Source organism: Mycobacterium colombiense (assembly GCF_001665835.1).
In the GTDB taxonomy this organism is placed as follows: domain Bacteria; phylum Actinomycetota; class Actinomycetes; order Mycobacteriales; family Mycobacteriaceae; genus Mycobacterium; species Mycobacterium colombiense_A.
Window position 1 is genome coordinate 123,788 of record NZ_LZSX01000032.1, and the last position, 13,610, is coordinate 137,397.

The following is a 13,610-nucleotide window of genomic DNA, read 5'->3' on the forward strand; positions in this document are numbered from 1 at the left end:
GCAAGGAGGGCGGCGGGTGGCACGAGACGATTGGGTCGTTGGTGGGGATCGCCGGGCCGCTGCGGCAGAACGTATCTACGCGGCTGCTGCTGATCTTGTGCTCCACGCGGGTTTGGAAGCGTTCGACATCGACGCCTTGGCCGAACGGGTGCACTGTTCGAGGGCGACCATCTACCGCTACGCAGGGGGCAAGGCGCAGATACGGGACGTTGCACTGATCCGCATCGCCGCAGACATCACCGCCACCGTACGGCGCGAAGTCGACCGCTTCAGTGGTCCTGAGCGGGTCATCAAGGCCATCGCCGTAACACTGCAGCAGATCAGGTCCGATCCCATACGGCGACTGATGATGAGTTCGAGCAAGGCACCCGAATTGAGCGACCTGCACTCGTCGCCGGTCCTTAACGCCTTAGCCGCCGAACTCACCGGAATCACCGACGACGATCCCTTAGCGGCGCTGTGGATCGTCCACGTGGTGCTGTCGCTCGCGCACCTGCCCGTCGGCGACGAACAAGTTGAAGCAGAGATTCTGCAACGATTCGTCTTGCCGGCGTTCGACCGCTCAAAGCCCGTTTAGACAGAATTAGTCGGCTCGTGACGCCAGCGCGGGCAGTACTTACGCCCGCCCGGACTGCAAGCCGCTTCCTCACTTTCAATTGCTATGGAGTTTGATATAGGCGGTCAGCACTTCGACCAATGCCTGCCGATCCCTGGAAGTATCCAGTGGTGCCGACGAAACAAGCTGTGCCACAACGATTCCCCGCAAGGTCGCCCAGATCAGGTTGCCGATCTCTGTCGCATGCTGTGGGTCCAAGCCTTCACCGAGATGCTGACCCAGTTCGGTGAGTCGGTTCATCACCTCGGCGAGATATCTATTGACCGCCTCCGCACGCCCTGCGCGAGTGGAAATCAGAATTTCCAGTGCAGCCATCGACGTTGGGCTCGAGAACGCTTGCCACGCAGCGTCGATGACAGCTTGCGTACGCTGCTCGATCGGCAGGCCGGAGACCGTAGCGGGCAGTCCATCCAGGGCATCGACGAGTTGACCGAAACCTTCGTTCACAACGGCGATGAGCAGGGCATCCAGGTCGCCGAAGTGATATTGCACGACGCCCCATGTGACGCCGGCCCGTTTGGTGATACGGCGGACACTCGGTGCGGCGAAGCCCTCATCGAGGATGTACTTGACGGTTTCATCGATGACGGTTTGCCGGGTCTGCTGCGCCCGCAGCTGGTTACCGCCTGGCGGCCGGCGGGGTCCGATCGGCATGCCTGTTACGTCACCACATCACGCCACGGGTGTGGTCGAGCGGGCGCAGGTCGTGGGCGGCGAGGATCCCGGCGGGTGCGCGGCAGACCGCTTCGATGGCGTTGATTGGCCGCGCCGCGGTGGCGATCACACCGCCCTGGTTGTGGTCGGTTCCTCGTCCTCCGACGTGGGTGTTGATCTCGATGCCGGGGTCTCCCTCGACGATGACGCGGTGTACGCCGGGGTGACCGTCGGGTGGGTATGGCCATTGCGGTGCCGCGATTTCGGTCAACCGGTTCACGTGCTCCATCGTGATCACGACTTTGCCGTCACGGATTCCCTCGACACCAAAGCGTACGGCCGCGACCTTGCCGGGTGCGACGTCCATCATCGTGCACGAGATCGGGCCGGGGGTGGTCCACTTGTCGTGACGCTCGCGCATGTCGTCGAGTTCGACACCCAGGTCGGCGGCCAGGCTGCGCACCTGAATCCCCCACATGGATGCAAGTATCCCTGGCGCGAACAAGATGGGCTCGTGGTCCGGATCGGTACCGAAGCCGAAACTGACACCGGTGAACTCGGCGTCGTCGTAAGTGCCGTAGTCGCAGATCTCCTGTACCGTCACCGCGGTCGCCCGTCCGGCCAGACTCAGCGCGGTATAGACCAATGTGTCGCCCGAGTAGCCGGGATCGATCCCATTGATATAGAGCGTGGAATTTCCTTCCCGACATGCCTTTTCGAGTGGGACCCGCAGCCACTCGTCGGTGAAGTCCGGCGCCACCAGCCAGACGAACGACGATCCGACGACGTTGGTGCCGGCCCGCAGGAACCGCGCGATGTCGTCCATCGCCTCGAACGGACGAGTCTCGGCCTGCGAGGTGTACACCACGCAGTCGGCGTTCAACGCCACCAGCTCATCGATATCGTCGGTGGCGATCACGCCGACCGGGGTGCTGAGGCCGCACAACTCGGCAGCGTCCCGGCCGACCTTGTCGGGGCCGGCAGCATGCACGCCAACCAACTCGAGGTCAGGACGCTCGACGATGGTACGCAGCGCGTGCACGCCGACGTTGCCGGTGGAGAACTGGATGATTCGCCGAGCCATGGGTCTCTCCTCTACAACAGATCGGTGATGGTCTTCAGGCCCGCGTCGTACAGCACTCCGGGCAGCATTCCGCCGTCGATCTCGATCGTGGTGCCGTTGATGAAATCTGCTGTGCCAGAAGCCAGGAACACACAGGTGCGGCCGACCTCTTCGGGTTCACCGCCGCGGCGCATCGGAACGTTCACGAAATACTCGCTACCGGTCGGATCGTCTTTGGGAAGCACGAAGGACCGGAAGTTCTCGGTGATGGTCGGCCCCAGCGCCACGCAATTCACCCGGACAGCCGGGCCCCACTCCTGCGCCAACGAACGCGTCATCTGGTTGAGTCCGGCTTTGGCGGCCCCGTAGGAGACCAGGGTCGGAGAACCCGCGGGGTGTCCGGCCCCGCTGGAGACGTTGATGATGCAACCCACACCGTCCTGGGTCTTCATTTGCCGATAGGCACGAATCGCAAACCAGAGCGGGCTGATCAGATTCATTTGCACAGCGAACGCGTGGAACAGGACACTGCGCTCGTATTCGTCATCGCTGGCAGGCGCGCCCTGGATACGCGACACTAGAGGCGGAACCGCGTCGACCGACGGCGACGGTACGGTGCCCCCGGCGTTGTTGACCAAGATGTCCAAGCGGCCGTAGGTGTCAGCGACCCATTGCACCAGTTCGTCGATTGCGCCGTAAACGGCTTGGTCACAGACCCTTTGAGCCGACCGTCGGGCCCAATCGGGATTGGCTTCCGTGCCGGGTAGTCCGTCGAGCGGCGATCGCGAGCAGCCGACGACGGTTGCCCCCGCCCGCAGCAGTTCATGTGCGATGCCCACGCCGACCCCCCGGCTGGTGCCGGTGACGATGGCCACCTTGCCATCGAGTTCGCCCACTGTGGTCTCCATTCTGGTTACGGAAGGTCGGTCGACAAAAACGTGAGAGGCAGGTCCAGCACCGACATTTCGATCTCCTCGAGCTGCCAACCATCGCCATCGCGGTGCTGCCGGAAATTAGTGACCGCACCGTAGCGGTGGGCGATCTTCTCTGCCGTCGGCGCGTCGTCGACGCGCAGCGCCAGGGTGAACACCCCGTCACCGTGGTCGTCGAGGAATCGCCGGACTGGATTGACGTCGTCGTCCGCGGTCGGCGTGACCAACTCCAGTCCGCGGTTCCAGTCGAGCAGGACGTGCAACTGGACATCGTCGAGTTCGAACTCGTCGAATTGAAATCCGAGGTCGGTGAACAGCTGCGCGGCATGCGCCAACCGTTGAGGAGCGATGGCAAGCACCACGTGATGCAGATTCGGTCGGCTGCGGGATTCGGCCACGCGAGAAGATTACAACTGTTATTTTTTGCGTGAGGCCGTTTCGATCTAGGTGAGGAAAGTTCATGGCCGAGCTACCGAACGAGAAGTATCGAGTTGCGGTCTGGGGCACCGGCGGTGTCGGGCGCTACGCCATCCGGACCATCGTCGACCGACCGAATCTCGAACTCGCCGGCGCATGGGTCCACGCGCAGGCAAAGGACGGCCAAGACGTAGGCACCCTAGCGGGCATCGACCCCGTAGGCATACGAGCTACCCGCGATGCGGACGCCCTGCTGGCGTCGGGGATCGACTGCGTGATGTACGCCGCGCCGGCAGGCCCTCGACCCGCCGAAGCGCTCGCCGACTTCTGCCGCATCCTCGCCGCGGGCATTAATGTCGTCACCACGTCACTGCCGGGCCTCGTGTACGAAAAGGGATCGCTCTCGAAGCGTTTTCTCGATCCGATTCGAGAGGCGGCCGCGACCGGGCGCAGCTCGATATTCTCCTCGGGTATCGAGCCCGGCTTTGGCTGCGATCTCTTCCCGATCGCCCTGATGACCATGTCGCACAAGGTCTACTCGGTACGCGGCATCGAGATCACGAACTACTCCGAGTATCCGGTCGAGTGGGATGTACGCGAGCTGTTCGGCTTCGGCCAACCATTGGATTACCAGGGCGGGTTGAGGCAGCCCGGGGTGCTGAAGTGGGGATGGGGGGCGGCGATCACGATGGTTGCCGACGCTCTCGGAGTCGAGTTCGACGAAATCCGCGAGACGTGTGAATTCCTGCCCACTCCCCGCGATCTGCACACCGCCTGTGGTCTCATTCCGGCCGGTACCGTCGGCGCCACCTACGCCAAGTGCGTCGGCGTCGTCGACGGACGAGCAGTGATCAGCCTCGAGCACGTCGACCGGATGGCCGACGACCTCGCTCCGGACTGGCCCACGGGACGAACGGGAGCCACCGACGGAGTCTGGCGGGTACTCATCGACGGGGAGCCCTCTTTCGACGGCGAATTCGAAGTCGGCCACCGCCCAGGCGAAAGCGCCAGCGATCACGGGCTTTTGGCCACCGGTATGCGTGCCGTCAACGCCATTCCATGGGTGTGCGACGCCGCACCGGGCATCGTGGACGCCCTGCACATGCCGCTCACCACGCCTCTGGGGGCCCTGCACCCCCAGCGCGACGGCGTTCCCGCCTTCTGATGCCCACCGCAGTAGCCCTAACGAAACGGAGTCTCACCGATGAGCCGACAACCGCTGGATGATCCCGAACAGTCCTACAGGGTCGTGGTGTGGGCCACCGGGCGCGTTGGCCGATTGGCGATCCGCGCGGTCGCCGACCGCCCCAACCTCGACCTGGTGGGTGTCTGGGTGCATTCGGAGTCCAAGGACGGCAAGGACGCCGGCGAGATTGCCGGCATCGATCCACTGGGCGTCGCGGCCACCCGCGACCAGGCCGCGATCCTGGCAGGCGATGCGGATTGCATCATCTACACCGGGCCCGCAACCAGTCGCCCTCGCGAGGCGATCAGCGACTTCTGCCGCATCCTGGAGTCGGGCAAGAATATCGTCACCACCTCGGTTCCGGGTTTGGTCTATCCCCGAGGGTCGATCAAGCCGTCGACCATACAGCGCATCATCGACTCGGCAATCGAGGGCGGCAGCTCGATCTATTCATCGGGTATCGAGCCAGGATTCGGGTGCGACCTGCTGGCAGTCGCGATGGCATCGATGTCCAACCGCATCTACTCCATCCGCGGCTTGGAGATCACCGATTACTCGCGGGATAACACGGTCTACGAGATGCGGGAGCTGTTCGGCTTCGGCCAGTCGATGGACTACTGCGGCGGCATCACGCAACCCGGCGTGATCACATACGGCTGGGGGGCTGCGGTCACCATGGTCGCCGAAGCGCTTGGCCTACAGCTGGACGAGATTCGCGAGAGCTACGAGTTCGCGCCAGCTCCGCGGCGGCTCGAGACCTTGTCGGGGGCGATCGAGCCCGGCAATGTGGCGGCGGTCTGGTTCCGTTGCATCGGCGTGGTCGACGGCGAAGAAGTCATCACCATCGAGCACGTTGATCGGATGGCCGACGATGTCGCCCCGGACTGGCCCAAAAGCCGTGCCGGCGGCATCGACGGCGTGTGGCGCGTGATCATCGAAGGCGAACCCAGCTTCGATGCCGAGTTCGAAACCGGCTTCAATTCCACCGAAGACTCGACCGACCACGGTCTCCTCGCGACCGGGATGCGCGCCATCAATGCGATCCCCTGGGTGTGTCATGCGGCTCCAGGACTGGTCGACGCGCTCCACATCCCGCTCACGCCAGCGATCGGGTCGCTGAGGCCCCACCGAGAGGGCATCGCAACCATCAAGGGCCACACTGATGCTCGCCTATGATCCGGATACTCGACCAAGCGAGCTCGTCGCCCCGATGAACTTGAATGTCGAACGTCCGTGCCCGCCGACGCTGTACGGCCTTAGCTCGCAATTGCACCGCAAATGCGTAAACGGTGAAGTCGATACAAAGCCCTGCACAGCAAAGGTTCGGAATAAGGACACTTAGGTGTCCGAAAGTGGAGCTAAGGGGAATCGAACCCCTGACCTACTCGATGCGAACGAGTCGCGCTACCAACTGCGCCATAGCCCCTGACCGCTAGCAGGCTACCAGCCGCGGGATCAACTACCGAACTGCCAGGACTATTCGCCGACGGCGCGCGGCAAGTCCCGCGGCCAGCCGAAGGTCCGCATCGCCATCGCGTAGTCCAGGTGCTCGAAGACGGGGTCCTCGTCGTCGATCTCCAGGACCACCGCGCCGGGGCGCCGCAGCCGCGACGGGACCACGTCGTAGTCGCGGTCGTAGGCGTTCTCCACGCCGAGTCGCGCCCGCGACATCCGCTTCATCCGGCGGTTGCGCACCTTCTCCTCGATGCGCGTCTGGCGCCGCAGGTAACCCAGGTACATCAGGGTGATCGCGGTGGCGGTGCCGCACGCCCACCACGCGGTCGGCGAGATCTTGAAGGCCGCGGTGGCCGAGCCGACCAGGACGACCGCCATCACCATCAGGACCTTCTTGCGGAACGCGTACTTGCGGGCGCTGACCGCGGCGGCGGTCTTGTTGTCGAACCGGCGCCGCCGTGAGGCGTTGCGCGGCATCGGCGCCGGTGCCTCTTCGTCGGCGTCGTCAGCCTCGGCGGCGGGCTCCAGACCGGACGAGTCCTCGACATACTCGTAGCTGTCCTCGTCCTCGTCGTCGCGTTTGGCGACGGCCTCGGTGTCCGCCTCATCGTCGTCGATCGGCTCGATGTCGGCCGTCTCTGGCTCGGCGGCAGATTCGCTGGCGCCCACCGGAAGTACGTGGGAATCCTCGACCACATCGACGTCGAGGTAGTCCGGCTCGGCGGGCTCGGCGGGCTCGGCGACGGCCATCCTCATCACCACCGGGCGCCGGCGGCTCAGCTCGTCGGTGTCGGCGTCGTCGTCGTCGTCCGCCTCGTGGTCGCGGTCCTCATCCTCGGAGAAGTCGCGCTCCTCGTCGAGATCGGTGTCGGCCGACTCTTCCGGCGGTGTCCAGTTGGGGTCGCTTCGATGCCCGGCGGCCGGACCACTGCGCTTGATCAGCCGGGAGCTGCCCCCGCCGTTGAGCACCCTGGTCGCCAATGCCACGTCGCTGGTTCGCCGCACCGCGTCGCGCTTACTGACGAGCATCGGCACCAGGACGAACAGCCACAGCACCACTAGCGATATCCACAACAAAGACTGCGGGATGCTTGGCATGATGACCTGCTCTCTTCGGTGTCCATCCCCCGCGAAGCCCATTAGTGGCCAACGCGGCCGGGTCGTACTGACCAGGACAATTACACACCTGTAATTTGCCTCTCACAAGCACCACGAGTCACTCGTGTCGCGCCAGCCCCAGAACGGTAACGATTTGGGCTCCTCCGCGAGCCGTCGGAGACCCCAATAAGGGACGGCGAAATCCGCGCCTCGCCGGCGAGGCGGTCACACCCAGCTGGCGTTACCGGCGCGGACCAGCGCCGATGCCACGGATCCGCTCACCTCTTCCACGGTGATGGCCATCAGCAGGTGGTCGCGCCACGCCCTGTCGACTTCCAGGTAGCGCTGCAGCACGCCCTCCTGGCGAAAGCCGACTTTGGCCAGCACGGCCCGACTCGCGGCATTCTCCGGGCGCACGGTCGCCTCGACCCGGTGCAACATCACCGGACCGAAACAGTGATCCAGCCCCAACGCCAGCGCCGCGGTGGCCACGCCGCCGCCGGTGGCCGAACGCGGCACCCAGTAGCCGATCCACGCTGACCGCAGCGCGCCGTGGGTGACATTGCCGATGGTCAGCTGGCCGCAGAAGTGGCCGTCGAGCTCTATGACGTAGGGCAGCATCCGCCCCTGCCGCGCCTCGGCGCGCAAACCAGAACACAGCGCCGGCCAGGCCGCCACCGCATGACGGGTGGTCCAATCGCCTTCGGAGCTGGGCTCCCACGGTTCGAGATGCGCACGATCGGTCAACCGGATCCGGCTCCACTGCGCGCCATCGCGCAGCCGCACCGCCCGCAACCGCACGACGCCGGCCGGAACCCGGAGTGGCCCAACGCTCATGGGCCACCCTGGATGACGGGAATTGGCGCGCAACAGGTTCACCGTGTGTGCAGTCTTTTCGCTCAGCCGCGCTGAGCCAGGAAGGCGACGTCGACGATCTCGCCGGTGCGGATCTGCTCGGCGCCGCTGGGCACTACAACCAGACAGTTCGCTTCGGCGAGGGTGGCCAGCAGGTGTGACGAGGCGCCCGGGCCGCCACCGAGCGCCTGGACCAGGTACTCCCCGCTCTCCTGGTCGCGCATCAGCTGGCCGCGCAGGAAGCCCTTGCGTCCGGCCACCGACGTGATCGGTGACAGCGTGCGCGCCTGCACGATGCGGCGCATCGGCTGACGCTTGCCCAGCGACAACCGGATCAACGGCCGGACCATCACCTCGAAGACCACCAGCGCGCTCACCGGGTTGGCCGGCAGCAGGAAGGTCGGCACGCCCTCGCGGCCCAGCTGCCCGAAACCCTGGATGGATCCCGGATGCATGGCGACGCGCACCACCTCTATCTCGCCGAGCTCGGCGAGCATCTGGCGCACCGCCTCGGCCGCGGCGCCCCCGACCGCGCCGGCGATGACGATCACCTCGGCGCGATTGATCTGGCCCTCGACGATCTCGCGGAGCTCGCGGGGTCCGCCGCTGACGATCCCGACGCGGTTGACCTCCGCACCGGCATCGCGCGCCGCCGCCGCCAGCGCGTAGGAGTTGACGTCGTAGACCTGCCCGTTGCCCGGGGTGCGCGAGATGTCGACCAGTTCGCCGCCCAGCGCCATGATCGTCACCCGGGGCCGCGGGTGCACCAGCACCCGTTCGCGGCCGACCGCCGCTAGCAGGCCGACCTGCGCCGCACCGATCACCGTCCCGGACCGCACCGCGACGTCACCGGGCTGGACGTCGTCGCCGGCGCGGCGCACGTAGGCGCCCGACGGGGCGCCCCGCAGGATCCGCACCCGCTGCGTCCCACCGTCAGTCCAGCGCAACGGCAGGACCGCGTCGGCCAGGGTCGGCAGCGGCGCCCCGGTCTGCACGCGCACGGCCTGGCGCGGCTGCAACCGGCTCGGGGTGCGCGACCCCGCCTCGACCATGCCCATCACCGGCAGCACCAGGCCCTCGCGCCCGTCGCCCTCGCCCGACTCCTCGAACGGCCCCGGCAGGCCCTCGCTGCCCACCTCGCCGACACCGAGGACGTCGACGCTGCGCACCGCATAGCCATCGATCGCGGCCTGGTCGAAGCCGGGCATCGGGCGCTCGGTCACCACTTCTTCGGCGCACAACAATCCCTGCGCCTCGGCGATCGCCACACGTATCGGCCTTGGGGCCACCGCGGCGGCCGTGATCCGGGCCTGCTGCTCTTCCACCGAACGCACAGCGCGCCTCTCTGCCGTCGGGCCGCGCACAGCGCGACCCGCTCACTGCGCAGGCGGGGCATCCCCGCCCGGGACCGCTACGCGTTCCGCCGGCCCGCCGTCGTCCGCCAACCGGGTCAGCGCCCGGCTACTGCTCGGCCAGGCCTAATCGCGCCACCAACCACTGCCGCAAATCCGGGCCGTAGTCGTCACGATCCAATGCAAAGTCAACCGCAGCCTTGAGGTAGCCGCCAGGATTTCCCAAGTCGTGTCGAGAACCGCGGTGCACGACCACGTGCACCGGGTGGCCCTCCGCGATCAGCAACGCGATCCCGTCGGTGAGCTGCACTTCCCCGCCGGCCCCACGCTCGATGCGGCGCAACGCATCAAAGATGGCCCGGTCGAGCACGTAACGGCCGGCCGCGGCGAACAGCGACGGCGCCTCCTCGGCCCGAGGCTTCTCGACCATGCCATTTACCTTGAGCACGTCGGGATTGTCGTCGTCGGGAATCGGTTCGACGTCGAAAACGCCGTAGGCGCTGACCTCTTCGGGCGTCACCTCGATGGCACACAGCACCGTGCCGCCGTAGTGTGCGCGCACCTTCGACATCGTCCCGAGCACGCCGGTCGGTAGCACCAGGTCGTCGGGCAGCAACACCGCGACAGCGTCCTCGTCGTCGGCCAGCCGCGACTCCACACAGCCGATCGCGTGCCCCAGGCCCAGCGGCTCGCTCTGCACCACGGACTCGACTTTGATCAGCTGCGGCGCGCGGCGGACCTTGTCGAGCATCGCCGTCTTGCCGCGTTCCTCCAAGGTGCTTTCCAGCACCAGGTCTTCCACGAAGTGCGCGACGACGCCGTCCTTGCCCTCCGAGGTGATGATCATCAGGCGCTCGGCACCGGCCTCGGCCGCCTCGGCGGCCACCAGCTCTATGCCTGGCGTATCGACAACCGGCAACAGCTCCTTGGGGACCGTTTTGGTCGCCGGCAAGAAGCGAGTACCGAGACCCGCGGCGGGCACGACCGCAGTGCGTGGCACCACCACGTTTGGGCTTGACATTGTTCACACGATAACCCGCATCCGCTCCGCCGAGTCGATGTGGCGCGGGCAAAGACTGGGCTGTCATGGTTGACGCATGGCGACCACCAGCAAAGCCGCGTTGCGCGACCAGCTGCTTGCCGCCCGGCGTCACGTTGCCGACGACGTTCGCGCCGCCGAGGCGCGGCAGGTGTGCGAGCGGCTGGAGGCCCTGGAAAGCATTGTGACCAGCGACAGCACGATCTGCGCGTACGTGCCGGTGGGCACCGAGCCGGGATCCATCGAGATGCTCGACATGTTGCTGCGGCGCACCGGGCGAGTTCTGCTGCCGGTTGCGCGCACCGCGGCCGACAACACGCCGCTGCCATTGTCCTGGGGCGAATACCGGCCCGGCACGCTGACCACCGGGCGGTGGGGGCTGCTTGAACCACCGCAGCCGTGGCTGCCGTCATCCGCCCTGGCGCAAGCCGACGTGGTGCTGGTTCCGGCCCTGGCCGTCGACCGCCGCGGCGTGCGGCTGGGCCGGGGCCGGGGTTTCTACGACCGCTCGCTGGGTGGCCGCGACCCGCACACGCGGCTGATCGCGGTCGTCCGCGACGCCGAAGTGCTCGACGAAGTACCGGCCGATCCGCACGACATTCCGATGACTCATGCGCTCACGCCGCGACGAGGCCTGATCGATCTCGATGGGCCCTGACATATCGGGAATGAGACATGTCATGTGGCGGTTCTAGCACTTGAGACGCTAGAGTGCTAACCAGGTTTGCGACCATCCGGAGGTTTTTGTGCCGACTTACAGCTATCAGTGCACTGAGTGCGACGATCGCTTCGACATCGTGCAGGCCTTCACCGACGACGCGCTGACCACGTGCAAACGCTGCGCCGGGCGGCTGCGCAAGCGCTTCAACTCCGTCGGCGTGGTGTTCAAGGGCAGCGGCTTCTACCGCACCGACAGCCGCGAGTCCGGCAAGAAGGCGTCGAGTTCGAGCAACGGCTCCTCGTCGAGCGACTCGGGATCCAACGGCTCGAGCTCCAGCGACAAGTCCGGCTCGAGCTCGAGCGACAAGTCCAGCAGCTCGAGCGACAAGTCGAGCAGCAGCTCCACGACATCCACCGCCGCCGCGACCAACTGACGGTTATCCACACCGGCCTCGCCGGCCGTGAGCCCGAGCGCCGGGTGACGCCTACCGTTGCCGCGTGGGCGAATCATCGCTGAACCCAAGCCTATTGAGCCGGGTCTCGCTATGGGTGCGCCCGGACTGGGCTCGCACCGTGCTGGCACGCCGCATCGCGGCGGGCGGGCTGGTGGTGCTGGCCGGAATCGCGACGCTGCGATCCAACCCCGCCGGTGACTATGCGCAAGTCGTGGTGGCCGACCATGACCTGCGTCCCGGCGCCGCGTTGACTCCCGCCGATGTCCGGCTCGAAAAGCGTTTGGCCGCAACCATTCCCGACGGGGCGCGAGCCGATCTGGGCGCGGTCGTGGGTTCGACGCTGGCAGGCCCCGCCCGGCGCGGTGAGGTGCTTACCGACGTCCGGTTACTGGGCAGCCGGTTGGCGGAGTCGACGGCCGGGCCGGGGGCCCGCATCGTGCCGCTGCATTTGGCGGACGGCGCCCTGATCGACCTCGTGCGGGTCGGTGATGTGGTCGACGTGCTGGGGGCGCCGGCCAACAGCGGGCCGGAGAACTCCCGCGCCGCCCCCAAGGTGCTGGCCACCGACGCCGTGGTGGTGCTGGTGTCGGCCAAAGAAAAGATTCAGACGGCCGACAGCGACCGCGTAGTGTTAGTTGCGCTGCCGGCTCGTGTGGCGAACACGGTGGCAGGGGCGGCGCTGGGCCAGACCGTGACGCTCACCCTGCACTGAGTGCCTGGCCGTCGTTGGTCTGCGAGTCGACAGCAAACTCTGTCCAGTCCCAGAAAGGCCATCCCCAATGCTCAAAGGGTTCAAGGAGTTTCTCTCGCGGGGCAACATCATCGACCTGTCCACCGCGGTGGTCATCGGTACCGCGTTCACCGCACTGGTCACGGCTTTCACCAACGCCATCATCAAGCCGTTGATCAACCGGATCGGCGTCAACCAAAAGTCCGATCTCGGCATCTTGCGGATCAGCATCGGTGGCGGTCAGACCATCGACCTGAACGACGTTTTGTCGGCCGCCATCAACTTCGTAATCATCGCCGCGGTCGTCTACTTCCTGGTCGTGCTGCCGTACACCACACTGCGCAAACGCGGCCAGGTCGAACCGGCCGACGACGCGCAAGTCGTCCTGCTCAAGGAGATCCGCGACCTGCTCGCGCAAACCAACGGCGATTCGCCGGGCAAGCACGGGAGCGTGGCCACCAAGCCCCCGCCAGAGTACGGGCCCCGCGCGGAAGCCGAATCGCAATAACCCGCGCCGACGCAACCGGCTGGGCCGCGACCAGCGGCAGAGTTAAATCTCCAGGCTGGACAACTGCCCGATGATCTGGGCCGCCAACGGATTCAGCGTCGCCATGCCGTCGCGCACGGCGTAGCGGGAGCCGGCCAGGTTGACCACCAGCGTGCTGCCGGACACCCCGGCCAGACCGCGTGACAATCCGGCATCGATGATCCCCGCCGACAGCCCCGACCCACGGATGGCCTCTGCGATACCGAGGATTTCGCGATCCAGGATCTCGCGGGTGGCCTCCGGGGCGACGTCGCGCGGGGTGACGCCCGTCCCGCCGACCGAGACGACCAGGTCCACCCCGCCGATCACCGCGGTGTTCAGCGCGTTGCGGATCTCGATCTCGTCAGCGGCGACCGCGACCACACCGTCGACGACGAATCCCGCCTCGGTCAGCAGCTCGGTCACCAGCGGACCGTTGTGGTCCTCGTCCCCGTGAGCGGTGCGATCGTCGACCACCACAACCAAAGCCCGGCCAACTACCAACTCGGCACCCGTTTCCATGGGAGCAACCGTATATCCGAGCTCAGACAATCCCGTCGCCGAGGGTTCGT

General features: G+C 66.3%; 16 protein-coding genes and 1 tRNA gene. 7 read left to right on the forward strand and 10 right to left on the reverse strand.

Annotated elements, in window-relative coordinates; translation table 11 throughout:
- Positions 1 to 16: 16 nt before the first annotated feature.
- Positions 17 to 577, forward strand: coding sequence for a TetR/AcrR family transcriptional regulator (locus A5760_RS07160; protein WP_064879121.1), 561 nt, complete (start codon positions 17 to 19; stop codon positions 575 to 577).
- 75 nt (positions 578 to 652) lie between these two features.
- Here A5760_RS07160 and A5760_RS07165 read toward each other — a convergent pair whose 3' ends face one another.
- Genes A5760_RS07165 through A5760_RS07180 form a run of 4 tightly spaced genes read right to left on the reverse strand, consistent with a single transcriptional unit; the run spans position 653 to position 3,663 of the window.
- Positions 653 to 1,270, reverse strand: coding sequence for a TetR/AcrR family transcriptional regulator (locus A5760_RS07165; protein ID WP_064879123.1), 618 nt, complete (start codon positions 1,268 to 1,270; stop codon positions 653 to 655).
- A 10-nt stretch (positions 1,271 to 1,280) separates the two neighbouring features.
- Entirely contained in the window at positions 1,281 to 2,354 is a 1,074-nt protein-coding gene (locus tag A5760_RS07170; RefSeq protein WP_064879125.1) for a hypothetical protein, read from the reverse strand.
- An 11-nt stretch (positions 2,355 to 2,365) separates the two neighbouring features.
- Positions 2,366 to 3,229 carry an SDR family NAD(P)-dependent oxidoreductase gene (locus tag A5760_RS07175; RefSeq protein WP_196772019.1) on the reverse strand — a complete coding sequence of 288 codons (864 nt, stop codon included), beginning with the start codon at positions 3,227 to 3,229 and terminating at the stop codon, positions 2,366 to 2,368.
- A 17-nt stretch (positions 3,230 to 3,246) separates the two neighbouring features.
- Positions 3,247 to 3,663: a hypothetical protein gene (locus A5760_RS07180; protein WP_082279374.1), complete on the reverse strand. Its 417-nt coding sequence runs from the start codon at positions 3,661 to 3,663 to the stop codon at positions 3,247 to 3,249.
- Positions 3,664 to 3,725: 62 nt separating this feature from the next.
- Between A5760_RS07180 and A5760_RS07185 the strand changes: the two genes are divergently transcribed.
- Positions 3,726 to 4,847 (forward strand): hypothetical protein, encoded by a 1,122-nt coding sequence (locus tag A5760_RS07185; RefSeq protein ID WP_064879129.1) that lies wholly within the window; start codon positions 3,726 to 3,728, stop codon positions 4,845 to 4,847.
- A 39-nt stretch (positions 4,848 to 4,886) separates the two neighbouring features.
- The gene (locus A5760_RS07190; RefSeq protein WP_064879131.1) at positions 4,887 to 6,044 is read left to right on the forward strand and encodes a hypothetical protein; all 1,158 of its coding nucleotides are present in this window, start codon (positions 4,887 to 4,889) and stop codon (positions 6,042 to 6,044) included.
- A 177-nt stretch (positions 6,045 to 6,221) separates the two neighbouring features.
- Here A5760_RS07190 and A5760_RS07195 read toward each other — a convergent pair.
- From A5760_RS07195 to A5760_RS07215, 5 genes are all read right to left on the reverse strand, one after another.
- Positions 6,222 to 6,294, reverse strand: a tRNA-Ala gene (locus A5760_RS07195).
- A gap of 50 nt (positions 6,295 to 6,344) precedes the next feature.
- On the reverse strand, positions 6,345 to 7,421 hold the full coding sequence (glpR, locus tag A5760_RS07200; protein ID WP_064879306.1) for a gephyrin-like molybdotransferase receptor GlpR: 1,077 nt from the start codon (positions 7,419 to 7,421) through the stop codon (positions 6,345 to 6,347).
- Between the two features lie 225 nt (positions 7,422 to 7,646).
- Positions 7,647 to 8,300: a GNAT family N-acetyltransferase gene (locus tag A5760_RS07205; RefSeq protein ID WP_196772014.1), complete on the reverse strand. Its 654-nt coding sequence runs from the start codon at positions 8,298 to 8,300 to the stop codon at positions 7,647 to 7,649.
- Between the two features lie 20 nt (positions 8,301 to 8,320).
- Positions 8,321 to 9,610 (reverse strand): gephyrin-like molybdotransferase Glp, encoded by a 1,290-nt coding sequence (glp, locus tag A5760_RS07210; protein WP_064879136.1) that lies wholly within the window; start codon positions 9,608 to 9,610, stop codon positions 8,321 to 8,323.
- Between the two features lie 127 nt (positions 9,611 to 9,737).
- Positions 9,738 to 10,649 (reverse strand): UTP--glucose-1-phosphate uridylyltransferase, encoded by a 912-nt coding sequence (locus A5760_RS07215; protein ID WP_064879138.1) that lies wholly within the window; start codon positions 10,647 to 10,649, stop codon positions 9,738 to 9,740.
- A 76-nt stretch (positions 10,650 to 10,725) separates the two neighbouring features.
- Here A5760_RS07215 and A5760_RS07220 point away from each other — a divergent pair, with 76 nt between their 5' ends.
- The 4 genes from A5760_RS07220 (at position 10,726) to mscL (ending at position 13,020) form a co-directional block, all read left to right on the forward strand.
- Complete coding sequence (locus tag A5760_RS07220; RefSeq protein ID WP_064879140.1) at positions 10,726 to 11,325, forward strand: 5-formyltetrahydrofolate cyclo-ligase; 600 nt, start codon at positions 10,726 to 10,728, stop codon at positions 11,323 to 11,325.
- Positions 11,326 to 11,413: 88 nt separating this feature from the next.
- Positions 11,414 to 11,761 carry an FmdB family zinc ribbon protein gene (locus A5760_RS07225; protein ID WP_064879142.1) on the forward strand — a complete coding sequence of 116 codons (348 nt, stop codon included), beginning with the start codon at positions 11,414 to 11,416 and terminating at the stop codon, positions 11,759 to 11,761.
- A gap of 64 nt (positions 11,762 to 11,825) precedes the next feature.
- Positions 11,826 to 12,494, forward strand: coding sequence for an SAF domain-containing protein (locus A5760_RS07230; protein WP_064879144.1), 669 nt, complete (start codon positions 11,826 to 11,828; stop codon positions 12,492 to 12,494).
- Between the two features lie 67 nt (positions 12,495 to 12,561).
- Positions 12,562 to 13,020 carry a large-conductance mechanosensitive channel protein MscL gene (gene mscL / locus A5760_RS07235; RefSeq protein ID WP_064879148.1) on the forward strand — a complete coding sequence of 153 codons (459 nt, stop codon included), beginning with the start codon at positions 12,562 to 12,564 and terminating at the stop codon, positions 13,018 to 13,020.
- A gap of 42 nt (positions 13,021 to 13,062) precedes the next feature.
- On the opposite strand, the gene A5760_RS07240 is transcribed toward mscL, so the two are convergent.
- Positions 13,063 to 13,560, reverse strand: a complete 498-nt coding sequence (locus A5760_RS07240) for a MogA/MoaB family molybdenum cofactor biosynthesis protein (RefSeq protein WP_064879150.1) — start codon at positions 13,558 to 13,560, stop codon at positions 13,063 to 13,065.
- Between the last annotated feature and the right edge of the window lie 50 nt (positions 13,561 to 13,610).